The sequence below is a fragment of the Ketogulonicigenium vulgare WSH-001 genome, from assembly GCF_000223375.1.
Lineage (GTDB): Bacteria > Pseudomonadota > Alphaproteobacteria > Rhodobacterales > Rhodobacteraceae > Ketogulonicigenium > Ketogulonicigenium vulgare.
This window is the reverse complement of record NC_017384.1, coordinates 1,782,591-1,804,242: the sequence shown is the minus strand read 5'-3', so window position 1 is coordinate 1,804,242 and position 21,652 is coordinate 1,782,591. Positions and strand designations below refer to the sequence as shown.

The following is a 21,652-nucleotide window of genomic DNA, read 5'->3' as shown; positions in this document are numbered from 1 at the left end:
AGGCGGGCGGCCATGATCAGGAAAGCCGCATTGATGATTGGGGTGGCATTGCTGCCCCAATTCGCCGTCGCGCAGGACGCGGCGACGCTGGCCGATATTCGCCAGCAATTGACGACACTTTATGCCGATGTCTCGAACCTGCGGGCGGAACTTACCGCATCGGGCGGGCTGTCCGGCGGGGTTGCCGGCGCGACGCCGCTGGACCGGTTGAACTCGATCGAGGTGGTGCTGCAGCAGATCACCGCCAAGACCGAAGAGCTGGAATATCGCATTTCCCGCGTCGTATCGGACGGCACCAATCGCATTGGCGATCTGGAATTCCGCCTGTGCGAGCTAGAGCCGAATTGCGACATCGGCAGCCTTGGCAATACGCCGACTTTGGGTGGCGGCACGGGCAGCAGCTCTGCCGCAGCGCCCGCCCCATCCGTGACGACACCGCCGACATCCGGCGGGTCCAGCCAAATGGCTTTGGGCGAACAGGAAGACTTTGCGCGGGCGTCGGAGGCGCTCGCGCAAGGTGACTTTCGCAGCGCCGCTGACGGTTTTGCGACCTATCTCCAGACCTACCCGGGCGGCGCGCTAAGTGCCGAAGCCATGCTGCGCCGGGGCGAGGCGCAAGAGGGGCTTGGTCAGATCAGCGAGGCTGCGCGCTCGTTTTTGGAAAGCTTTGCCGGTGCGCCGGACGGCGCCTATGCGCCGCAGGCTTTGCTAAAGCTGGGCCTTGCGCTGGGGCAGATGGGGCAGGATACCGATGCCTGCCTGACCTTGGGCGAGGTTGCGCTGCGCTTTCCGGCCGACCCGGCCGTGGCCGAGGCAGCAACAGCGATGCGCAATTTGAACTGTGCCTGACCTCAGCAAAGATCCGCGCGCCATTGCGCGCGCCTTTGTGACCCAGGTCACCGGTCGGATCGGTGTTGCCGTATCGGGTGGCAGCGATTCGCTGGCGGCACTGCTGCTGCTGCACGAGGCCGCGCCCGGCCGCATTTGGGCGGCAACCGTCGATCACAACCTGCGCGCGGATTCCGCTGCCGAGGCCGAGATGGTGCAGCGGTTTTGCGCTGCGCGCGACATTGCGCATTATACGCTGCCATGGCAGCCGGCGGATATGGCGGGCAATCTGCCCCATCGCGCCCGCATCGCCCGCTATAGCCTGCTGTCCACCTGGGCGCGCGAGGCGTTTTTGGCCGGTGTTGTTATCGCACATAACCGCGAGGATCAGGCCGAGACCTATCTGATGAACCTGGGCCGCAGCGCCGGGATCGACGGTCTGTCCGCGATGCGTGACCGCTGGCGCGTAGAGGGGGTGCCCTTCTATCGCCCCTTCATGGCTTTGTCGCGCAAGGCGCTGCGGGATGTGCTGCGGGCGGGCGCGATCTCGTGGGTTGATGATCCGACCAATGATGATCCGCATTACCAGCGTGTCCGTCTGCGCCGCTTGTTGCCGCAGCTGGCCGAGGCGGGGATTGAAACGACCGATATCACCCGCGCGGCGCTGCATTTATCCCAAGTGTCCGAAGCCCTTGATTGGGCCCTGACCGCAGCCGTCGGTGATCCAACCACACCCGCGGGCGAGATCGTTTTGCCGGTTGCGCAGTACCGCAGCCTCCCTACGGCCATGCGCTATCGCCTGCTGCTGCGGGCGCTGGATTGGATCGGTGGCCCCGCCTATCCGCCCCGCGGTCCCGAGCTTACGGGCCTTGACCAAGCTCTGTTTGGGGCGTCGCGGCGGACGTTGGGGGGGTGTCTCTTCACCAGCGGCGCGCGCCATTTGCGTATCACGCGCGAGGTCGCGGCTGTCGGCGCTGCGGTGCCGGCGGGCGTGTTGTTCGATGGTCGCTGGCAGCTGGCGGGCCAGTTGCCACAGGGCGCATTGATCGGGCGGTTGGGCGGCGCCATCGCGGAATTTCCCGATTGGCGCGCCAGCGGCTATAGCCGCGCCAGCCTGATGGCCGGGCCTGCCATTTGGCAAGCGCAACGGCTGATTGCGGCCCCGCTGCTGCAGCCGGACGCAAAATGGCAGGCGGAAGTGGTGCGCAAGTTCAATATGACGCCGCTTTCGCATTGAACATCGGGCGCGCGGCCTTATCTTAGGGTGCAAGAACTTTGCCACGGCCCTCCATCCATTTTGGGGCCGGGCTGCGATCATGGGAGAAGATTTTTGGGTAACGCTCGGAATATTGGTTTTATCGTCGTTATCTTCCTGCTGCTGCTGGGGCTGTTTCAGGTATTCTCGGGCAACGATAACTCCAACGCGGCGAACAACCCGCGCTATTCGGATTTTGTCGCAGCCGTGGATGCAGGTAACGTGACCAGCGTGACGCTGAATGGCGAGCAGGTTGTTTACCGCACGACCGATGGCCGCCAGATCAGCACGGTGCGCCCCGCCGATGCCCAAACCACCCAAATGCTGCTAGAGCGCAACATCCCGTTCGAGGCCCGCAGCCAAGAGCAATCGACCCTGCAGGCGTTTTTGCTGTCGATGCTGCCCTTTGTTCTGCTGATCGGTGTGTGGATCTATTTCATGAACCGCATGCAAGGCGGCGGTAAGGGCGGTGCGATGGGCTTTGGCAAATCGCGGGCCAAGATGCTGACGGAAAAGCAAGGCCGCGTGACGTTCGAGGATGTCGCCGGTATCGACGAGGCGCAAGAAGAGCTGGAAGAAATCGTCGAATTCCTGCGCAATCCGCAAAAATTCAGCCGTCTGGGCGGCAAGATCCCCAAAGGCGCGCTGCTGGTCGGCCCGCCCGGTACCGGTAAGACCCTGCTGGCGCGTGCGATTGCGGGCGAGGCGGGCGTGCCGTTCTTTACCATCTCGGGTTCGGATTTCGTGGAAATGTTCGTCGGTGTCGGTGCGTCGCGTGTGCGTGACATGTTCGAACAGGCGAAAAAGAACGCGCCCTGTATCCTGTTCATCGACGAGATCGACGCCGTTGGCCGCGCCCGCGGTGTCGGTTACGGCGGCGGCAATGACGAGCGCGAGCAGACCTTGAACCAACTGCTGGTCGAGATGGATGGTTTTGAAGCCAACGAAGGCATCATCATCATCGCTGCGACCAACCGCCGCGACGTTCTGGACCCTGCGCTGCTGCGTCCGGGCCGTTTCGACCGCACGATCCATGTGTCGAACCCCGATATCCGTGGCCGCGAGAAAATCCTGTCTGTGCATGCCCGCAAGGTGCCTTTGGGCCCCGATGTCGATCTGCGCATCATCGCACGCGGCACGCCCGGTTTCTCGGGTGCCGAGCTGATGAACCTTGTGAACGAGGCTGCGCTGCTGGCGGCACGCGCCAACCGCCGCTTTGTCGGTATGGTTGATTTCGAAAATGCCAAGGACAAGGTGATGATGGGTGTCGAGCGTCGCTCGATGGCTATGACGCAGGAGCAAAAGGAAAAAACCGCCTATCATGAGGCTGGCCACGCGATTGTCGGGATGAAGCTGCCTAAATGCGACCCGGTGTATAAAGCGACGATCGTGCCGCGTGGCGGTGCGCTGGGGATGGTTGTCAGCCTGCCCGAGATCGACAAGCTGAACTACCACAAAGAAGAGGCCGAGCAGAAGATCGCCATGACGATGGCCGGTAAAGCCGCCGAGATCATCAAATATGGCCTGGAAAATGTCTCGTCTGGCCCGGCGGGTGATATCCAGCAGGCCTCGTCCTTGGCGCGCGCGATGGTGATGCGCTGGGGCATGTCGGACAAGGTCGGCAATATCGACTATGCCGAGGCCCATGCCGGTTACCAAGGCGGTGGCAGCGCGGGCGGCCTGTCGATTTCGGCCCATACCAAAGGTCTGATCGAGGAAGAGGTCAAGCGTCTGATCGACGAGGGTTATGACCACGCCTTCAAGATCATTCAGGACAATTACGAAGAGTTCGACCGTCTTGCGCAGGGCCTTTTGGAACATGAAACGCTGACCGGCGAGGAAATCGGCCGTGTCATGCGGGGTCAGCCGATCGGTGGCGGCAATGATGATGATATCGAGCCGCCGGCGCCTTCGGTGACCTCGGTGCCCAAAACCCGCCCCCGCCGCGAGGCACCGGGGATGGAGCCGGAACCTTCGGCGTAACATTTGACGAAAGGGCCGCGATCTGCGGCCCTTTTGCATTTGCGGCGCCAGTTTCTGGGTCAGTGGCTTGAGGCGCGCTTGCCGGTGCGTTAGGGAAGGCTGAAAATCAGCGTTCAGGGGTGCGTCATGGCGGCAGTAATTATCGACGGCAAGGCTTTTGCGGCCAAGGTGCGCGCGCAGGTCGGCGCTGCGGTCACGGCGCTGAAGGCGCAGGGCATCACTCCTGGACTGGCCGTTGTGCTGGTTGGCGAAGATCCCGCCAGCCAAGTTTACGTCCGCAATAAGCATCGCCAGACCATCGAGGTCGGTATGAACAGCTTTGAGCATCGCCTGCCTGCCGAGACGCCCGAGGCTGACCTGTTGGCGTTGATTGCGCAGTTGAACGCCGACACGGCCGTTGACGGTATCTTGGTGCAATTGCCGCTGCCCGCACATCTGAATGCCGAGCTGGTGATCAATGCGATTGATCCGACCAAGGATGTCGACGGCTTTCACATTGATAACGTGGGCAAACTCGTCACTGGCCAGAAATCCATGGTGCCCTGCACGCCGCTGGGCAGCCTGATGCTGCTGCGCGACAGCCTTGGTGATCTGAACGGCCTCGAGGCGGTCGTGATCGGCCGCAGCAATATTGTCGGCAAGCCGATGGCGAACCTGCTGCTGCAACAGGGCTGCACGGTCACAATCGCGCATTCGCGCACGCGCGATTTGCCTGCTGTGGTGCGCCGCGCCGATATCGTGGTGGCTGCCGTCGGCCGCCCCGAGATGGTCAAAGGCGAGTGGCTAAAGCCGGGCGCGACGGTGATTGATGTCGGTATCAACCGCATCCAGCCCGCAGGCGCGGACAAGGCCAAGCTGGTCGGCGATTGCGATTTCGATAGCTGCGCCGCGGTCGCGGGGGCGATTACGCCGGTGCCGGGCGGCGTCGGGCCGATGACGATTGCTTGCCTGTTGGCAAATACGCTGACCGCCACCTGCCGCCGCTATGGCCTGCCCGAGCCGGTGGGGCTGACGGCCTAAACTTCGACCCAAAAGGTGACGGGGCCGTCGTTGACCAGCGCGACCTTCATATCCGCGCCAAAGATTCCGTTGGCATGGGGAATGCCAAGGGCCGCGACCTCGGACGTGAACGATTCGTATAGCTGCCGCCCCCGCTCCGGCGGGGCGGCATCGGAAAAGCCGGGGCGGTTGCCTTTGGTCGTCGCGGCAAGGGTGAACTGGCTGACAATCAGCGCGCTGCCGCCCGTATCCATCAGCGACAGGTTCATCTTGTCCTGCGCGTCGCGAAACACCCGCATCTTTGACAGTTTCACCGCCATACGCGCGGGGGCCGTGTCGTCATCGTCCTTCATCGCGCAGACCAGGATCAGCAGCCCGGAGCCAATCTCGCCCACCACCGCGCCATCGACACGGACCGACGCCTCGGACACGCGTTGAATCAAAGCGCGCATAGCTGTGCCCGTGTCGGCCCGTTCGCGCCGGCTTGCGCCACGCAATAGCCCGCCGCGCGCGTGCCTTGCAGCATGGCGGCGTGCAGATCCTCGGCACTGAGGGTGGCGATGGCGTCTTTTGTCAGCAGGCCCGCGTCATACAGCGCGGCTAACGTCCCCGCGTTGAACGTATCGCCTGCGCCCACCGTATCCACCACATGCGGCACATGCAGCGCCGCGACCGAAACCCGCGTGCCGCAGCGGCCAAAGCCGCGCGCGCCGCGACTGTCCATTGTCAGCAGCACCAGCTTTGGCCCCATATCCAGCAGCTTTTGCGCCTGATCCGCCATATCGCCGGGGCCGACCAGCCAATCCAGATCCTCGTCGCTGATCTTCACGATATCGGCGCGGGTGATCATGCGATCCAGCCGCGCGCGGTAGGCGGCCTCGTCATTGATCAGGGCCGGGCGGATGTTCAGGTCAAGCATGGTAAGGCTGCTCTCGCTCGCGCGGGCTTGGAACGCCTCATAGACAGCGCCGCAGGGCTCGGCGGCAAGTGAGATGCCGCCGAACAGATAGCAGGCGGCAGAAGTGTCTGGAATGTCGCTGACAGCCAGCATACGGCCAGCCGAATTTTCGTCATGGAATGAATAGCTTGCGCGGCCATCCAGCAGATGCACGAAGGCCAGCGTCGTCGGCAGCGCGCGAATGGCGGATGGGGCAGTATCCACCCCCTCATCCGCCGCGACCGAGATGATCATCTGCCCGAATGGGTCAGAGGACAGCCCCGTGAACAGCCCGACAGGCGTCCCGAGCCGCCCCAGCGCGATCGCGGTATTCAGCGCCGCGCCCCCTGTCACCGGCACATAGGCCTTGCGCCCCAGCATATCGCTGGAGGGCAACATATCAATCAAAGCCTCGCCGCAGCACAGGATCATCGTCTTATCCATTGTAACCCAAGAAAGCCACGCCCGCCGCCAGTGCGCCCACGGCAAGGACGAGGAAAAAGATCTTCCACGCCGACCACGGACGTTCGCCCTTGACCTTGCCGGTCTGGGCGTTGACCACGAAACGATAGCTTTTGTCGCGGTATTTATAGGCCGCGACCCAGATCGGCAGAAGCACATGTTTCAGCGTCACGTCATTATGTTCGACATGTAGGCGGTCGATCTGCTGGCGGTCGCCGCCGATCTGACGGCGGACGTCGCCCTCGATCACGGCGCGCATCTTTTGCTGGCCAATATCAAAGCCTTCCTCGGGGCCGAGGGCATAGCCTTCGGCGCGGAAACCGGACAGGAATTGCGGGTCGTAGGGCAGCAGTTGCGACAGATCCCACGGCTCGAGCGCGTCGGTGTAATCGCGCGGCAGGGCGTTTTCCGCCAGAACCAGCACATCGTCAAAGACACGGGCCGTCTGGCCGGATACCCGCGTCCAGCGAATGCGCTGTACCTGTTCGGTATGGCGCTTGCCATCGCGCATCACAGTGCGGGTTTCATAGTAAATATCGCCGCGCTGGCCAGTATACTCGCTGCGAGAGTTCGAATCGAATGTCCAATAGGGCACATAAATCCCCGACATCGACCGCCCCTTGCGCGCGTATTCCTGGAGGCCATTGGGCGCAAGCCACAGGCTGCCCAGCCATTTCGTCATCGCATCACGCGCCGCACGCTCGTCCAATGTGAAGGGCACCAGCGCTTGCGGTTTGATCTGGCGATGCGCGCCGGTGTCCGTCACCACGGGCGTTGCGCAAAACGGGCAGGCGGCGGCATGGGTGCCTTCTTGAAACTCGCTTTTCGCGCCGCAATTGGGGCATTGGATGAAACGCGTCGTTTCATATTCCGCATCGCGCACCAGATTGGCAAGGACGAGGTTATAGTCCAATTCGCGCAGGGCGTCGCTCATGGCGCCGCGCAAGGATATATGCTGCACATGGCCGCAATGATCGCAGCGCAGCTCGGTCTGCCCGGGGGCAAAGGTCAGGTTCGCGCCGCATTGCTCGCACGGAAAGCGGTGCTCCTCGGCGGTATCAGCGGCGCTGGCGCGCCGGCGGCGGGGGATATTGGGAAGGTCGGTCATCTGGAGCCCTGAGGGATGCGGGCGCGCATATCACGCCCGCAGAAAAGGGTTACACGCCGGGCGGGGGCGGCGGGGGCTGAACGGTGAAAAGCTGCGCCAGCGCGTTCACCTCGTCGGCGCGTTTCCAGCCGTCTTGGCCCGGCGTCCATACGTGGCTGTCGCGGGTGAGCGTGCCGGTCTGCGCCATCCGACCCAGATCCGCGCGCGAGAACGGGCCGCTTGTCTGCCCGTCCTTTGCAATATGCCAAACGCCATCGGCGGGCGGCGGCGGGGGCGGCGCGGCAGCGGCGGGGGTGGGCGCCGCGCCCCAAGGGCCAGCCGCCCCGCCAAGGCCAAGGCCGATCCCCATGCCCATGCCAGCGCCTGCGGCACCGGGGTTCTGCGCGGGGGCGGTCATCGCCTCGGCCGCCGAGAATTGCGCATAGCGGTTCAGATCGCCGACGATGCCCATCGAGGTGCGATTATCCAGCACCTTCTCGACCTCGGCGGGCAGCGAAATGTTCTCGATATAAAACTCGGGGATGATGATGCCGTATTCGGCGATGATCGGTGCGATGGCTGTGGTGATCAGCTTGCCAAGGTCAGCGGTATTCGCCGCCATATCCAGCACCGGCACATCACTGGCCGCCAGAATGCGGCTGACCGCCTGCACCACGACATTGCGGATTTGCAGGCTGATTTCCTCGGTCGTGAATTCGCCGTCGGTGCCGACAATCTCGCGCATGAAGGCGGCCGGATCGCTGACACGCATCGAAAATGTGCCGAACGCGCGCAGACGCACCGGCCCAAATTCCGGATCGCGGCACATGATCGGATTTTTCGTGCCCCATTTCAGATTGTTAAAGCGCGTGGTGTTGACGAAATACACCTCGCTTTTGAAGGGCGATTTAAAGCCGTGATCCCAGTGCTGCAAGCTGGTCATGATCGGCATATTGTTGGTTTCCAGCATGTAAAGGCCGGGGCCGAACACATCGGCCAGTTGCCCCTCATGCACGAAAACAGCGGACTGCCCCTCGCGTACGGTCAGTTTGGCGCCGTATTTGATCTCGTGCCCCTCGCGCTCGAAACGCCAGACCATCGTGTCGCGCGTGTCATCCGTCCAGTGGATGACGTCGATGAATTGGCCGGACAGGAAGTCAAGAATGCCCATCATAAGGGTCTCCTTATCTACGCCGCGCCTAAGCAGGCGGGACGGTCATCAGTTCGGTTGCGATCTGGTTGACGATCGGGGTTGCCTCGTCAATCGTCATCCCAGGGCGCAGGCGAGGGTCGTAAAGCATTTTCAGCAACAGCGCGTCATGCGTCGTCAGCAGGGCGAATTCCTCGCTGTCATTAAAGATCGAGGGGCGCACCATCATATCATCGTTGGCAAGGCCAAGCCCCTGCGCCAGCTCCTCGTTGATGCAGGCGCTGCGGATCAGCTGGGGATGCTCGCCCCGGATCAGCGCGATGGCGCGGGTATAGGTGTTGCTTTGGCCGGTCTCGCCAAAGGCGACGACCAGACATAGCGTGCTGCGGTCGGGGTTCATCAGCGCCAGCATCGCACTGTCACTGATGCCCGGAATGAATTGCCGCAGCATGGGCGCAAAGCTGGAGCGATCATCCTCGCCCGCGAAGATCACCAGATAATTGGGGTCGCTGGCATTGGGCGTGATCGACAGGCCGCTGATCTCGGCCAGACGCGCGGCATAGGCGGTGACCTCGGCCCGGTCGGTTTGGCGCTGTTCCAGCGGAACGGTGGCGCCGAATACGGTCTGCATCCGGATCGGCTGTTCCCAGCGACGCAGATGCGATTCGCTGGCGCGGGCCGCGAAACGGTGGCCAAGATCCGTATATTCGTCGAACAAAGCGACACGGATAAAGTTGCGCGCCAACACGGTATCGGTGAATGGCGCATCATGGCCATCATCGGTGCGTAACAACCCGCGCCCGCGCAGGTCATTTTGCAACCGGACATAATATTGCGCCAGCGCCTGACTGGTGGCCGAGGGGAGGGCCACGACCTCGGCCTGCACCGGGCGCTCACGCGGCGAGATGGCGCGCGGCGCCTCGGCCTCGGGCACCGGCTGCTCCTCGGCGCAGCCGATCAGCAACGACAGGGCGCATAGCCCTGCCGTCCAAGTCATCAGCCTGTGGCGCGTGGGGCGCATCATTACCCTGCGACGGGCATTTCGCGCGCTTTTGCCGAAACCAGCGTGTCGCGCAGATCGGATTCCAGGCGTTGCAGATCAGCCTCGGCGGCGGCGCGCTTGGCTTTGCCCTCGTCGGCGATTTGCAGGCTTTCGTTGATCGTGGCGATCAGATTGGCATTCGCGGCCTTCACAGCCTCGATATCAAAGACGCCGCGCTCGATTTCGGTGCGGATGGCTTTGTTCGCCTCGCGCAGGTTTTCAGCGTTCTTGGTCAGCAGGTCATTGGTCAGGTCATTCGCGGCCTTAACGGCTTTGGCTGCCTCGGACGAGCGTTGGATCGTCACCGCCTGCGCCAATTGGGTTTCCCACAAAGGCACGGTATTCACCAAGGTCGAATTGATCTTGGTCACCAGCGATTTGTCGTTTTCCTGCACCAAGCGGATCGAGGGCAGCGATTGCATTGTGACCTGACGCGTCAGTTTCAGATCGTGGACGCGGCGTTCCAGATCATCGCGCGCGGCACGCAGATCGCGCAACTCTTGCGCCTTAATGATGGCCTGATCCTCGGGCGCGCCTGCGGCTTCGGCCTCTTTGGCGGGGATGGTGGTGCTGTCAAGCTCGGCCAGTTTCTCTTCGCCCGCCGCAATATAGATCGCCAGCTCGTCATAGAAATCGAGCGTCTTTTCATACAGCAGATCAAGGCTTTGAATGTCTTTCAGCAAGACATGTTCGTGTTTGAGCAGATCGTCGGAAATCTTGTCGATCTGGCTTTGCACTTCCTCGAAACGCGCGACGAATTTGGCCATGGGCGCAGCGCGGCCCAGCAGCTTTTCCCACCAGCTTTGATCGCGGCGCACATCCAACTCGCTGACCGAAAAGCCGCGGATCGTCGTCACCATATCGCGCAGGCTATCACCGGCGGGGCCGACGTCCTTGTTTTTGACGCCCTGCAGCATCGACTGGCTGATCACCTGCAGTTCCGACTGCGCGCGCGAGCCAAAGCCGATGATCGACTGGGTGTTCGTCATGTCGATTTCGGCGATACGCTGGCGGATCTCGGTCGATTTGACGGTGTCGGCCTGCGCCAGAGGCACAATCTCGGCGGCGGGGGTGGGGGTTGGCAGCACGGTGGCCGTCACTTTTTCAACATCTTTCAAGGCTGCGGTCGCGGCTTCGCGGATCGTTTCAGACATGGGAACCTCTTGCGATTAGGGTTACTCGGTCGGGATGCCTTCGCGCTGCAGTCGTTCGCGCAGGACTTTGATTTCAATATCCATATCAGTGCGGCCGCCCTCTAGCATACGGGTTGTGGTGGCGGCGAACTGGCCTTGCAAATCATCTAGCAGGGTTTCGTAGTCATTGCGCGCCCCTTCATCACTGGTCCGGCGATAAACATCGACGAATTTCACCGTCGCATCGCGCGCACCCATCAGGTAGACGCCCAAGAATTTGCGCGCGGCGGTCAGATCGCGGGGATCTTCCTCGACCGTGCGGATCATGCGGCGGGCGCTGGCGATGACGCCTTCGGCCTTGGCCGACAGACTGCGCAGGTTCAGCGTCGCGATCTGCTGGCTGATGGTGGCAAGATAGCTTTCCGCCTCGTCCACGATGCGCGCCACGCGGTCTTGCTGAAAGGTATCGATCCCTTCGGCGCGTTTGTCACGCATGGGATCAAGGCCAAAGGCGATCAGCGACAGCACGGTTGCAATGACGCCATAGATCGCGCCCTCCTCGAACGAGGTATCGGCCGAGACGGCCATGAACAGCGTGCCGATCCCGAACAGCACCGCGGCAAAGATTTTGCGCGGGATGGCCGGGCGGCGGGCGATGGCGCGGGCCTCATAAGCGGCTTCGGCCCGCAGCCCTTCGCGCAGCAGCCAAGCGGCAAGGATCACGCCGCCGCCGCCCAAAAGGCCAAAGGCCAGCTCTTCGGCGCCGCGAAACAGCGACAAGCCTGCGGCCAAAAAGCCGGGGATCATCAAAATGCGGGCGCGTTTGCCGCCTTTTGACAGCTTCCGCTCTTCCTCGCGGTTGTCGCGAATGGCTGCGCGGGCGGCGTCGCTTTCGCCTTTGCCGCGCGGCGAGAATTTACCCCCGAATGCACGCGCCATATTCAGCCCCCGATCCAGCCAAACGCGGTGCCGTAAAGCAAAGCGATCAGCAAGCCATAGCAGGTGGGGCGCAAAAAGCGTGGCATGGGCTCTCCTCATGTCGTGCGGCAATGTTGCGCGCTCTGCCATAGAAATTAGGGCGTTACCGTGAAACGGCAAGACGCTTTGCAATGATTTTCATGCGCTGGAACGCGAAAGACACCCCGTAGGGTGCCTTTCCATGGATTTTGCGGTGGTTTCCTGCCGCTTTAGCCCGGTCGTTTACTTGTCATCGCGGCGCGGCGGGCGGCGATTGCCGCCTTGGGGCGCACCCGAGGGACGGCGATCACCGGACGGCCGGTCGCCGCGAGGTTTGTCCCCGAAACGGGGCTTGTCACCAAAGCTGCGCGGCTTATCGCCAAAGCTCGGGCGGTCGCCGCGTGGTTTGTCACCATAAGGCCGGTCACCGCGCGGCTTGTCGCCATAGGGACGATCACCACGGGGTTTGTCGCCGAAGCTTGGGCGGTCGCCACGGGGCTTGTCGCCGAAACGAGGCTTATCGCCAAAGCTCTTACGCTCGCCGCGCGGGGCGTCGCCCTCGGTGCGCGGTTTGAAGCTGCGGGGCTTGTCACCAAAGCTGGGACGATCCCCCGAGGGACGGTCGCCATAAGGGCGGTCGCCGCGTGGTTTGTCGCCATAAGGCCGGTCACCGCGCGGCTTGTCACCATAGGGACGGTCACCGCGAGGCTTGTCGCCAAAGCTTGGGCGGTCGCCGCGGGGTTTATCGCCGAAACGAGGCTTATCCCCAAAGCTCTTACGCTCGCCGCGCGGGGCGTCGCCCTCGGTGCGCGGTTTGAAGCTGCGAGGTTTGTCGCCGAAGCTGGGACGGTCCCCCGAGGGACGGTCGCCATAAGGGCGGTCGCCGCGTGGTTTGTCGCCATACGGCCGGTCGCCACGGGGTTTGTCGCCGTAGGGACGATCACCACGAGGCTTGTCGCCGAAACTTGGGCGATCACCACGGGGTTTATCGCCGAAGCGCGGCTTGTCACCAAAGCTGGGACGATCACCGCGTGGGGCGTCGCCCTCGGTGCGCGGTTTGAAGCTGCGAGGCTTGTCGCCGAAGCTGGGACGATCGCCCGACGGGCGGTCGCCATAAGGGCGGTCACCGCGTGGTTTATCGCCGTAAGGGCGGTCGCCACGGGGCTTGTCGCCGAAACTTGGGCGATCACCACGGGGTTTATCGCCGAAGCGCGGTTTGTCGCCAAAGCTCGGACGATCACCGCGCGGCTTGTCGCCAAAACGCGGCTTGTCGCCAAAAGAGGGACGATCACCATAGGACGGGCGGTCGCCAGAGGGCTTGGCACCGGGTTTGAAGCCGGGCTTTGCCGGACGGCCGCGCTTGGGCGTCTCGTCTACGATCTTCTCGTTGCGGATGATGCGGCGGCTGCGCTGCAGATCAGGGGCGTCCTGGTCCAGACCCAGCTGATCGCGCAGCACTTTGCGGCGCACTTCCTGCACTTCGCCCGCTTCCAGCGCGCCCAGTTGGAATGGGCCATAGGAAATGCGGATCAGACGGTTCACGACAAAACCCAGCGCTTCCATGACGCGGCGGATCTCGCGGTTCTTGCCTTCGCGCAGGCCGATCGTCAGCCAGGCATTCGCGCCTTGCTGGCGGTCCAGCTCGACATCCATGGGCTGATATTCAATGTCATCAACGGTGATGCCGGCGCGCAGCTTGTCCAGCTCGGGCTCGGTCACTTCGCCGTTCACGCGCACGCGGTAGCGGCGCAGCCAACCGGTGGCGGGCAGCTCTAGCTTGCGCTTGACCTCGCCGTCATTGGTCAGCAGCAGCAGCCCTTCCGAGGTCAGGTCGAGGCGGCCAACCGTCATCACGCGGGGCAGGTCCTCGGGCAGGGCGTCGAACACGGTCTCGCGGCCGAGTTCATCTTTATTCGTCGTCACAAGGCCCGAGGGCTTGTGATACAGCCACAGGCGCGGCGGCTCGGCTGCGGCGACGGGCTGGCCGTCGACGCTGACACGGTCGCGATCTGCGACGTTGACGGCGGGTGAATTGATCACCTTGCCATTGACGCTGACGCGTCCGTCAAGGATCATGCGTTCAACATCGCGGCGCGAGGCTATGCCTGCGCGGGCCAATACTTTGGCAATGCGTTCGCCAGTCGCGGCGGGCGCTGCATCTTCATGCGGGGGAGTGGTGGGGTCCTGGTTCATCCGCGCCTCTTACTGCTTTGTGTTCGCCCTTGCCAGAGCGATCTTGGCAAAGCGATTTTGGCCAGAGGGCCCTTGCCAGAGCGATCCACGCCGGTTCATGAAGAAAGAATGCAATTCCGATCCTATATGATCCACGCGCTAGAGGAAGCCAAACTTGCCGCCATGCGCGGCGAGGTGCCGGTGGGCGCGGTTGTCATTGGGCCGAGTGGCCAGATTATCGCCCGTGCCGGCAACCGCACGCGCGAGTTGCATGACCCGACCGCCCATGCCGAAGTGCTGGCGATCCGCGCCGCTTGCGCCGTGATCGGGTCTGAACGGCTGATCGACCACGATCTTTATGTGACGCTGGAACCTTGCCCGATCTGCGCTGGCACGATTGCCGCTGCGCGCATCCGGCGGCTTTACTTTGGCGCCGAAGATCCAAAATCGGGCGGCGTGCTGCATGGGGCGCGCGTGTTCAACCACCCGCAATGTCATCACCGCCCCGAGGTTTACGGTGATCTGGGCGCCCCCGAGGCCGAGACTTTGCTGCGCGATTTCTTTGCCGCAAAGCGGTTATAGCGGGCAATTGGTTAATTTTTGCGCGCCATCCGTGGCAAGGTTACCACAGAAATTCGCGCGTCAGTGGGGAACCGATACGCCGTCTCCGGCGTTTTACCGCCATAGTTAACGGGTGATTTGCGTTCAAATGCAAGATGACAAGGTAGTGAGCGGGCTTTCGCCGCCCGATGAAACGGCCCCCGGCACTTTGCCGCCAACCTTTAAGTTGTTATGAAATGAGTCGTATTCCGTTAGCTAGGCCCGTTCACATGTCATTCGCACAGCCCGCTGTCTCTCGTCGCTTTGCCTTGGCCGCCTTGGGCGGTTTTTCTTTGATGGCCGCCTGCGCGCCCGTGCCCGAGGTCGCCGCGCCCGAGCCGGTGGTCGGCGGGGTGCCGCTGTCGCAAATCGTCGAGGGTTACGGTCTGATCGAGGATGAGGGCTATCGCCTGCCGCCGGTCTCGCCGCAATATCTGCAAGGCGTGAACCGCCGCGTGCTGATGCGCTATCCCGGCGAGCTGCGCCCGGGCACGATTGAAATCGATCCCAACGCAAAATTCCTCTATTGGATCATGCCCGACGGCATGGCGTGGCGCTATTCGATCGGCGTCGGAATCGAAGGTGTGGGCCTGCGCGGCACCACGATCATCCAGCGCAAGGCGAAGTGGCCGGGCTGGACGCCGACCGCAAACATGCTGCGCCGCGATCCGGCCCTGTATGGCCCGTTCCGTGGCGGTGTGCCAGGCGGCCTTGCCAGCCCCTTGGGCGCACGCGCGCTTTATCTGTACCGCAATGGCAGCGACACCTATTACCGCATTCACGGCACCAACGATCTGGAATCCATCGGGAACTCTGGCTCGGCGGGCTGCATCCGCCTGTTCAACCACGATATGATCCATCTGTATGATCTGGTGCCGAACAGCACCCGCGTCGTCATCCGCACCTATGCTGATTCGGTGCGCATCGAAGGGTCGGCGATGGCCAATCGCGGCATCGAACTTGCCCCCTATCTGATCACGCCCGAGCAGCTGTTCAACGGCGAAGAGGGTGGGCGCGCGGATGAGCTGGCCTCGGTCTCTGGTCGCGGCTAAGCTGGCATAAATCAAACAGCGGGGCGTTGATGCTGAAGATCGTGAAATGGGTGTTCATCGTCGCGCTGGCGCTGCTGGTGGGTGGGGTGTTGCATTACAACCTTCCGCGCCATGATATCGTGCGCATCATCGGCACGGAAAACCGCCGTGTCACGCCCGGCTGGAACAGCATGTTCTATAGCAACGCAGAACCCGGCAGCGCCGCGGGCCAAGTGCGCGATGTGTTCTTTATCAACACTGCCTTGCCAAATGGACGCGAGCGGGTGTTTCGCAACGAGGATACCGGCTGGGGCTGGCCGCCCTATTTCAAATTCAGCGCCTATGACATTCAGGCGCAGGTGGCGAATCTGGCCTCGACCGCCGAGGCGCCGCGCTGGGTCGCGGTGCGCCATTACGGCTGGCGTAACCAGTTCCTGACGATTTTCCCCAATGCGGTGAAGGTTTGGGAAGTGCCGGGGCCTGACACGCGGATTATTCCGTGGTTCAATATTATTTTCCTGACGGTGTCAGTGGCGCTGGTCTGGGCGATTGCCGCGCGGGTGATCCGCTGGCGCCATCGCCGCCTGCAACCGGCGCTCGACCGGCTGGATCAACGCATTGACGCACGCCGCGCGGGGATCTCGCGCTGGTTCAAGGGGAAGTAAGATGAGTGGCATTGGGCATAACGGCGGGCCGGGCAATGGCGACGGGTTTTTGCGCCACTGCTGGCGCATGGCACGGCGCGAGCTGATCGGCGGCGGTGGCACATTGCCGATCGAGGTTGTGCGCGCGCGCGTCGCCCGCGCCAAGGCGCTGGGGCTGGATTACAAGACTTATGCCGGTGTGCGCGCGACGACGGGCCGTGATCTGGTGGCTTTCCTCTATTCCTCGAATGCGCTGGGCGTGTTCCGCCCGGGGCAGGTGATCGCGGATGCGCCGCTGCTGCGTCTGCAGGCCAGCGCCGCTCAGCCGCATCTGGGGCTGTCGGGGCGGGCGCTGCCGGGGTTGCTGGATCAGATCGCCGCGAAATCCGAACTTGCGCTGCCGCGTTTTGGCACCAACTGGGGCGAGATGCGCGATGATCTGAAAGCCTGGCTGATGGCCCAAGGCCTGCCGGGCGACGCCGTTTTGATGATCGGCGAGACCGATCACGAGCGTGAGTTGATGACCGCAGGGGGGCTTGCGGGCTTTATTTCGGGTCAAAGCTTCCTTGGGGCAGGTGCCGGGCGTTGACCTTGGCCGCCCGATGGGGCAATGGACGCGGCCTGTAGGCCGGACAAAGGGGTATCGTCGCGTGGGCTCGAATCGGAATGAACAGCGCCGGATGCGTTCGGCTGCGCGTCTTTACGCGGTGCAGGCTTTGTTCCAAATGGAAGCGGCCGGAGTGACGGTGACGCGTGTAACGCGCGAATTCGAAGACTTCCGCTTTGGCGCCAGTATCGACGGCGAAGAGCTGGTCGAAGGCGATGTCACCCTGTTCCGCACCCTGATGCAGGATGCCGTGAACAATCAGGCGCAGATCGACCAGATGACCGACCGCGCTTTGGTCAGCAAATGGCCGATCGCCCGCATCGACCCGACCCTGCGCGCGCTGTTTCGCGCCGCCGGGGCCGAGTTCATGCTGAAAGAGACCCCAGCCAAGGTCGTGATCGTCGAATTTATGGACATTGCCTCGGCTTTTTCGGCCGATCCGAAAGAGCCGAAATTCGTCAACGCGGTGCTGGATCACATGGCGCGCGAGGCGAATCCCGCCGATTTCGCAGAATAAAAGCAGAATGATAAAAGGGCGCCGCGCGGCGCCCTTATTTTTCAGTCCAGCGGGTTGCCTTCGATATTCGACAACAGGCCGCGCATGATGCGGCTGCCGTCCTCGGTCCATAGCCCGTCATACCAAGCCTGCGTCTCGGCCATGTCAAAGCCATGCGTTTCGGCGGCGCGGCGGCGGGCGCGCAGCACCAATTCGCCCGCGCGCGGCGCGCGGCGGTTCTGATAGCGGATCAGCGCGTCTTGCACGCCCAGCGTATTGACCTGCAGCGCGATGCCCAGCACGACCGCATCCTCCATCGCCATACAGCCGCCCTGACCGATATCGGGGCTGGTGTTATGGGCGGCATCCCCCAGCAGCGCCACGCGGCCACGCGTCCAGGTGTGGAACGGCGTGATGTCGAAAATCTCGACGCGGTTGGTGCGCTCGGGTTCGATCGCGTCGATCAGGCGCTGCACGGGGGCGGCGAAATCCGCGAAATGCTGGCGCAGGGTGTCTTTGAAATCGGCGCGCTCGACGGTCTGGCCTGCGGGGCCGGGGACATCAAAGAAGAAATAGAACCGCCCATCTGCAACCGGCATGACCGAGGCGCGCTTGCCATCTGCGACAAATGTCGTCCAACGGTCTGCGGGGGCGATGGCGGGATCAATGGCGACAAGACCGTTGAAATTCACATAGCCGGAATAGTCGCGGGGCAGTTTCTCGCCCAGCACATAGCTGCGCACCAGTGAATGCGCCCCATCTGCACCGATCAGATAATCGCCGCTGGCCACGCTGCCATCGGCAAAGCGGGCGTGAACCTGGCTCTCATCCTCCCAGACCTCGACCAGTTCGGCGCCAAGGGTAATGTTTTCGCGTCCGCAGGCGTCCATCAGCATATTCTGCAGTTCCGCCCGCGCGACGGGATAGGCGCGCTGACCGGCGGTTTCATAGACGGGCGCAAGGTCAAAAGCGGTCATGGTGCGGCCTGAATGCCCCTCGACATAGGCCATGCTGTCCATCTGGCCGCCAAGGGCGCGCACCTGTGCCTCAAGCCCCAGAAAGTTCAGGCATTTCACGCCGTTCGACCACAAAGACAGCGCGGCACCGACGGGGCGGATTTCGCGCACGCGTTCATAAACCGCGACCTCATGCCCGATGCGTTGCAGCGCGATGCCCGCGCATAGGCCGCCCATACCCGCGCCAATGATGATCGCCTTCATGACCGCATTCTCCGTTCAAAATATCGGGGCGATGTTCTGCGGCCCGGCAAGATAAGTCTATATCGCCCGGACAAATTCCGCAGCGTCCTGTGCCCGCGTGCCCGCGATTTGCCCGAAGTTAGGGCGAAAGCAGGGGCAGGTTATTCTTCAAATGCCGCACCACCAGACGGCGTCCGGCCCGGCTGGACGCCAGCGGGCGGGCAGGCGGCGGCGTGTCGTCATAATCACGTAACTCTGGAAAGAGGGTGAAAATTTCTTCCTGCGCGGCGGGGCTGATGGCGCGCATGGATTCCGCGCCGGTATAGAGCGATTCGGTCGGGGCGCCATTGGCACTGACCACCTCGTGCTGGTCGAACATCATGTGGTAATATTCGACCGCACTCACGTCTTCGGCAATATCGATACCTTCAACCTGCAACAGCTGTTTTGCGGCGATCAGCACTTCGGCGCTTTCAAACAGCCGCCGCGCGATGCGCGAGCGGACCAGCATACGGTGCTGCTGAGATACCAGAAGATCATCTTGCGGCACGCCGCGCCCAAGGGCTCCGGCCTTGATGCGCACCGGGCGCAGGCTGGGAAAGGTTTCCAACTCGTCCGCGTCAAGGTTGCGCTTGCCAATCCAGCGAATCGGGCGCGCGCCATGGTCCCGGGTCATCACCAGATCGCCGGGGGTCAGGTTCTGGATCAGAACCGGCCCACCTGCCGTTTCAATCCATGTGTCACGCGTGAAACATGGCACCGAGATGTAATTCGCGCTGATGGTAATCGGGCCGCGCAGCGCGCCGCCGGCGTCAAAGATGTCATAAGCGACCCATGCCTCGACCTCGAGCGCGGCGGCGCGGCCGCGTTCGCGCAAGGCCAGCCGCCAGCCGTCCGGCAGGCTAAGGGACAGGCTTTCAATTTCGCCGTCGTTGTAATGGCCCGACACCACAATCGAGCCGCGAAAACCCTGCGTGACATTAACCGCAACGGTATCATCTTCGCCTGTGAAATAGACGGGCAGCAGATAGCTTCCCTCGCCATCGGCGTTTAGCGTAACCTCGGCCATGCAACTCTCGCGTAACGTCCCCAAGCATAAGGGGAAACCGTGGCACCCAATTTCACCCCTAGGCTATCATTCCCCTGACGAATAACAAGAATATTGCCGCCTTTGCGGTGAAGCTTATAAATGCGGCTGGCACGAATGGCTTGACTGCTCCCTCGTGCCGCTGACCCTTTGGACAGGAGCCTGTCATGCGTATCGGCCTTTATCCCGGCACCTTTGATCCGGTCACCAACGGCCATCTGGATATCATCCGGCGCGGCGCGGCGCTGGTGGATCGGCTGGTGATCGGTGTTGCGATCAATGCAGGCAAGGGGCCGCTGTTCGGCGTGGACGAACGTGTCGCGCTGCTAGAGGTCGAGGTCGCCGCCATCCCGGCGGATATCGCCGTCGTTCCGTTCGAGACGTTGCTGGTGGATTTTGCGGGCAAAGTTGGCGCGCAGGTGATCATTCGCGGTCTGCGGGGGGCGGCGGATTTTGAATATGAATTCCCGATGACCGGCATGAACCGCACCCTCGCCCCCGATATCGAGACGGTCTTTTTGATGGCCGAGGCGCGCCATCAGGCGATTGCCTCGCGTCTGGTCAAGGAAGTGTCGCGGCTGGGGGGGGATGTGTCGGCTTTTGTGCCGCCGGGCGTCCAGCAGGCGCTGGCCGATAGATGGAAATAGGGCGCCCCGCAGGGCGCCCTAAACCTTAGATCAGCTTGCCAAGGGCAACCGCCGTATCGGACATACGGTTCGAGAAGCCCCATTCATTGTCGTACCACGACAGGATGCGGACCATATTGCCGTCCAGCACTTTGGTCTGGTCCAGCGCGAACACGGACGAGTGCGAATCGTGGTTGAAGTCGCTCGAGACCAGCGGCTCGTGCGTGTAGCCAAGGATGCCTTTCAGCGGGCCGTCAGCGGCGGCGATGATGGCGGCGTTCACTTCCTCGACGGTGGTCGGGCGCGCGGCTTCGAACGTCAGGTCGACGACCGAGACATTCGGGGTCGGCACGCGGATCGAGACGCCGTCCAGCTTGCCCTTGAGTTCCGGCAGCACAAGGCCAACGGCCTTTGCCGCACCGGTCGAGGTCGGGATCATCGACAGCGCAGCGGCGCGGGCGCGATAGAGGTCCTTGTGCATCGTATCCAGCGTCGGCTGATCGCCGGTATAGCTGTGGATCGTGGTCATAAAGCCTTTGGTGATGCCGATGGCGTCATGCAGCACTTTGGCCACGGGCGACAGGCAGTTGGTGGTGCACGACGCGTTCGAGACGATCATGTCTGCGGCGGTCAGCGTATCGTCGTTCACGCCGAACACGATGGTCTTGTCTGCGCCGGTCGAGGGGGCCGAGACCAGCACGCGCTTTGAGCCGTTTTCCAGGTGGATCTTGGCCTTGTCCGCGTCGGTGAAGATGCCGGTGCATTCCAGCGCGATATCGACGTCGCCCCAGGGCAGATCAGCCGGGTTGCGGATCGCAGTTACGCGGATCGGGCCGCGGCCCGCATCGATCGTGTCGGCGGTGGTGGTGACGGTGCCGGGGAAACGGCCATGCACCGAATCATAGCGCAGCAGGTGGGCGTTGGTTTCAACCGGACCCAGATCGTTGATCGCCACAACCTCGATATCGGTGCGCCCCGATTCAATGATCGCCCGCAGCACATTGCGTCCGATGCGGCCGAAGCCGTTGATCGCCACTTTCACAGCCATTTTGAACCCTCTTCACGGTTTCTAGCGGGCGAATTACCCGCGTTGCCGACACCATTGCGATTTCAGCGAAAAGGTCAACGCCGCGCCGATCCCCGCGCGGCATGTTAACGCCAAAACTGAATCCAATTCAGCAGATCCAGAAATTTGCGTGCCAGAAACAGCAGCGCTGCCCCGTGATTGAACAGCATATCAGCCCCGACAAGGAGCAGCAGCAGCAGGGCAAAGGTCAGAGCGATTTGGTTCGTCATGGCTTTCTTTTACGCGCGATGGCAAGCTGAGGGGAAGGGCGAGTTAGTTAGAATGCGCGCT

At 62.7% G+C, this 21,652-nt stretch carries 22 protein-coding genes; 10 read left to right on the top strand and 12 right to left on the bottom strand.

Annotated features, from left to right (window positions below):
- Positions 1 to 12 precede the first annotated feature (12 nt).
- The 4 genes from ybgF (at position 13) to folD (ending at position 5,086) form a co-directional block, all read left to right on the top strand.
- Positions 13 to 849 carry a tol-pal system protein YbgF gene (gene ybgF / locus KVU_RS08885; protein WP_013384889.1) on the top strand — a complete coding sequence of 279 codons (837 nt, stop codon included), beginning with the start codon at positions 13 to 15 and terminating at the stop codon, positions 847 to 849.
- A complete protein-coding gene (gene tilS / locus KVU_RS08880; RefSeq protein ID WP_013384888.1) occupies positions 842 to 2,065 on the top strand; it encodes a tRNA lysidine(34) synthetase TilS in 1,224 nt (407 codons plus the stop codon). Before ybgF ends, tilS begins: the two co-directional genes overlap by 8 nt.
- A 93-nt stretch (positions 2,066 to 2,158) precedes the next feature.
- Positions 2,159 to 4,066 carry an ATP-dependent zinc metalloprotease FtsH gene (gene ftsH / locus KVU_RS08875; RefSeq protein ID WP_013384887.1) on the top strand — a complete coding sequence of 636 codons (1,908 nt, stop codon included), beginning with the start codon at positions 2,159 to 2,161 and terminating at the stop codon, positions 4,064 to 4,066.
- A 126-nt stretch (positions 4,067 to 4,192) separates the two neighbouring features.
- Positions 4,193 to 5,086 (top strand): bifunctional methylenetetrahydrofolate dehydrogenase/methenyltetrahydrofolate cyclohydrolase FolD, encoded by an 894-nt coding sequence (gene folD / locus KVU_RS08870; RefSeq protein WP_013384886.1) that lies wholly within the window; start codon positions 4,193 to 4,195, stop codon positions 5,084 to 5,086.
- Here folD and dtd read toward each other — a convergent pair.
- From dtd to KVU_RS08830, 8 genes are all read right to left on the bottom strand, one after another.
- Positions 5,083 to 5,517, bottom strand: a complete 435-nt coding sequence (gene dtd / locus KVU_RS08865) for a D-aminoacyl-tRNA deacylase (RefSeq protein WP_013384885.1) — start codon at positions 5,515 to 5,517, stop codon at positions 5,083 to 5,085. The two genes, folD and dtd, sit on opposite strands and share 4 nt — an antisense overlap.
- On the bottom strand, positions 5,505 to 6,434 hold the full coding sequence (locus KVU_RS08860; protein ID WP_013384884.1) for a carbohydrate kinase family protein: 930 nt from the start codon (positions 6,432 to 6,434) through the stop codon (positions 5,505 to 5,507). Before KVU_RS08860 ends, dtd begins: the two co-directional genes overlap by 13 nt.
- 4 nt (positions 6,435 to 6,438) lie before the next feature.
- Entirely contained in the window at positions 6,439 to 7,572 is a 1,134-nt protein-coding gene (locus KVU_RS08855) for a TFIIB-type zinc ribbon-containing protein (RefSeq protein ID WP_013384883.1), read from the bottom strand.
- A gap of 49 nt (positions 7,573 to 7,621) precedes the next feature.
- Entirely contained in the window at positions 7,622 to 8,722 is a 1,101-nt protein-coding gene (locus tag KVU_RS08850) for an SPFH domain-containing protein (RefSeq protein WP_164928160.1), read from the bottom strand.
- Between the two features lie 28 nt (positions 8,723 to 8,750).
- A complete protein-coding gene (locus KVU_RS08845) occupies positions 8,751 to 9,725 on the bottom strand; it encodes a DUF2927 domain-containing protein (protein WP_014537910.1) in 975 nt (324 codons plus the stop codon).
- Positions 9,725 to 10,897 (bottom strand): toxic anion resistance protein, encoded by a 1,173-nt coding sequence (locus tag KVU_RS08840; RefSeq protein ID WP_013384880.1) that lies wholly within the window; start codon positions 10,895 to 10,897, stop codon positions 9,725 to 9,727. The genes KVU_RS08845 and KVU_RS08840 overlap by 1 nt, the downstream gene beginning before the upstream one ends.
- A gap of 21 nt (positions 10,898 to 10,918) precedes the next feature.
- The gene (locus KVU_RS08835; RefSeq protein ID WP_236953086.1) at positions 10,919 to 11,815 is read right to left on the bottom strand and encodes a 5-bromo-4-chloroindolyl phosphate hydrolysis family protein; all 897 of its coding nucleotides are present in this window, start codon (positions 11,813 to 11,815) and stop codon (positions 10,919 to 10,921) included.
- A gap of 261 nt (positions 11,816 to 12,076) precedes the next feature.
- Positions 12,077 to 14,026 carry a pseudouridine synthase gene (locus tag KVU_RS08830; protein ID WP_013384878.1) on the bottom strand — a complete coding sequence of 650 codons (1,950 nt, stop codon included), beginning with the start codon at positions 14,024 to 14,026 and terminating at the stop codon, positions 12,077 to 12,079.
- Between the two features lie 108 nt (positions 14,027 to 14,134).
- Here KVU_RS08830 and KVU_RS08825 point away from each other — a divergent pair, with 108 nt between their 5' ends.
- From KVU_RS08825 to nusB, 5 genes are all read left to right on the top strand, one after another.
- Complete coding sequence (locus KVU_RS08825) at positions 14,135 to 14,587, top strand: nucleoside deaminase (RefSeq protein ID WP_013384877.1); 453 nt, start codon at positions 14,135 to 14,137, stop codon at positions 14,585 to 14,587.
- A 248-nt stretch (positions 14,588 to 14,835) separates the two neighbouring features.
- Positions 14,836 to 15,657, top strand: a complete 822-nt coding sequence (locus KVU_RS08820) for a L,D-transpeptidase (RefSeq protein WP_013384876.1) — start codon at positions 14,836 to 14,838, stop codon at positions 15,655 to 15,657.
- A gap of 29 nt (positions 15,658 to 15,686) precedes the next feature.
- Positions 15,687 to 16,301, top strand: a complete 615-nt coding sequence (locus tag KVU_RS08815; RefSeq protein WP_013384875.1) for a DUF1523 family protein — start codon at positions 15,687 to 15,689, stop codon at positions 16,299 to 16,301.
- Position 16,302: 1 nt separating this feature from the next.
- Positions 16,303 to 16,869 carry a hypothetical protein gene (locus tag KVU_RS08810; RefSeq protein WP_013384874.1) on the top strand — a complete coding sequence of 189 codons (567 nt, stop codon included), beginning with the start codon at positions 16,303 to 16,305 and terminating at the stop codon, positions 16,867 to 16,869.
- A 91-nt stretch (positions 16,870 to 16,960) separates the two neighbouring features.
- Entirely contained in the window at positions 16,961 to 17,404 is a 444-nt protein-coding gene (gene nusB / locus KVU_RS08805) for a transcription antitermination factor NusB (RefSeq protein WP_013384873.1), read from the top strand.
- Between the two features lie 41 nt (positions 17,405 to 17,445).
- Here nusB and hpxO read toward each other — a convergent pair whose 3' ends face one another.
- Together hpxO and KVU_RS08795 are read right to left on the bottom strand one after the other, a co-directional pair.
- Positions 17,446 to 18,603, bottom strand: coding sequence for an FAD-dependent urate hydroxylase HpxO (gene hpxO / locus KVU_RS08800; RefSeq protein WP_013384872.1), 1,158 nt, complete (start codon positions 18,601 to 18,603; stop codon positions 17,446 to 17,448).
- 118 nt (positions 18,604 to 18,721) lie between these two features.
- The gene (locus KVU_RS08795) at positions 18,722 to 19,651 is read right to left on the bottom strand and encodes a Hint domain-containing protein (protein WP_013384871.1); all 930 of its coding nucleotides are present in this window, start codon (positions 19,649 to 19,651) and stop codon (positions 18,722 to 18,724) included.
- 185 nt (positions 19,652 to 19,836) lie between these two features.
- Between KVU_RS08795 and coaD the strand changes: the two genes are divergently transcribed.
- On the top strand, positions 19,837 to 20,316 hold the full coding sequence (gene coaD / locus KVU_RS08790) for a pantetheine-phosphate adenylyltransferase (protein ID WP_013384870.1): 480 nt from the start codon (positions 19,837 to 19,839) through the stop codon (positions 20,314 to 20,316).
- Positions 20,317 to 20,341: 25 nt separating this feature from the next.
- Here coaD and gap read toward each other — a convergent pair whose 3' ends face one another.
- Both gap and KVU_RS16135 read right to left on the bottom strand, forming a co-directional pair.
- A complete protein-coding gene (gene gap, locus KVU_RS08785) occupies positions 20,342 to 21,343 on the bottom strand; it encodes a type I glyceraldehyde-3-phosphate dehydrogenase (protein ID WP_013384869.1) in 1,002 nt (333 codons plus the stop codon).
- A gap of 104 nt (positions 21,344 to 21,447) precedes the next feature.
- Entirely contained in the window at positions 21,448 to 21,591 is a 144-nt protein-coding gene (locus KVU_RS16135) for a hypothetical protein (RefSeq protein WP_013384868.1), read from the bottom strand.
- Between the last annotated feature and the right edge of the window lie 61 nt (positions 21,592 to 21,652).

Coding starts and splice junctions, on each gene's coding strand:
- KVU_RS08835 (WP_236953086.1), bottom strand. CDS start 11,815: ATGGCGCGTGCATTCGGGGGTAAATTCTCGCCGCGCGGCAAAGGCGAA.
- coaD (WP_013384870.1), top strand. CDS start 19,837: ATGCGTATCGGCCTTTATCCCGGCACCTTTGATCCGGTCACCAACGGC.
- KVU_RS08860 (WP_013384884.1), bottom strand. CDS start 6,434: ATGATCCTGTGCTGCGGCGAGGCTTTGATTGATATGTTGCCCTCCAGC.
- hpxO (WP_013384872.1), bottom strand. CDS start 18,603: ATGAAGGCGATCATCATTGGCGCGGGTATGGGCGGCCTATGCGCGGGC.
- dtd (WP_013384885.1), bottom strand. CDS start 5,517: ATGCGCGCTTTGATTCAACGCGTGTCCGAGGCGTCGGTCCGTGTCGAT.
- KVU_RS16135 (WP_013384868.1), bottom strand. CDS start 21,591: ATGACGAACCAAATCGCTCTGACCTTTGCCCTGCTGCTGCTGCTCCTT.
- KVU_RS08855 (WP_013384883.1), bottom strand. CDS start 7,572: ATGACCGACCTTCCCAATATCCCCCGCCGCCGGCGCGCCAGCGCCGCT.
- ybgF (WP_013384889.1), top strand. CDS start 13: ATGATCAGGAAAGCCGCATTGATGATTGGGGTGGCATTGCTGCCCCAA.
- KVU_RS08825 (WP_013384877.1), top strand. CDS start 14,135: ATGCAATTCCGATCCTATATGATCCACGCGCTAGAGGAAGCCAAACTT.
- KVU_RS08830 (WP_013384878.1), bottom strand. CDS start 14,026: ATGAACCAGGACCCCACCACTCCCCCGCATGAAGATGCAGCGCCCGCC.
- KVU_RS08850 (WP_164928160.1), bottom strand. CDS start 8,722: ATGGGCATTCTTGACTTCCTGTCCGGCCAATTCATCGACGTCATCCAC.
- KVU_RS08795 (WP_013384871.1), bottom strand. CDS start 19,651: ATGGCCGAGGTTACGCTAAACGCCGATGGCGAGGGAAGCTATCTGCTG.
- gap (WP_013384869.1), bottom strand. CDS start 21,343: ATGGCTGTGAAAGTGGCGATCAACGGCTTCGGCCGCATCGGACGCAAT.
- KVU_RS08810 (WP_013384874.1), top strand. CDS start 16,303: ATGAGTGGCATTGGGCATAACGGCGGGCCGGGCAATGGCGACGGGTTT.
- KVU_RS08815 (WP_013384875.1), top strand. CDS start 15,687: ATGCTGAAGATCGTGAAATGGGTGTTCATCGTCGCGCTGGCGCTGCTG.
- KVU_RS08820 (WP_013384876.1), top strand. CDS start 14,836: ATGTCATTCGCACAGCCCGCTGTCTCTCGTCGCTTTGCCTTGGCCGCC.
- KVU_RS08845 (WP_014537910.1), bottom strand. CDS start 9,725: ATGATGCGCCCCACGCGCCACAGGCTGATGACTTGGACGGCAGGGCTA.
- KVU_RS08840 (WP_013384880.1), bottom strand. CDS start 10,897: ATGTCTGAAACGATCCGCGAAGCCGCGACCGCAGCCTTGAAAGATGTT.
- nusB (WP_013384873.1), top strand. CDS start 16,961: ATGCGTTCGGCTGCGCGTCTTTACGCGGTGCAGGCTTTGTTCCAAATG.
- folD (WP_013384886.1), top strand. CDS start 4,193: ATGGCGGCAGTAATTATCGACGGCAAGGCTTTTGCGGCCAAGGTGCGC.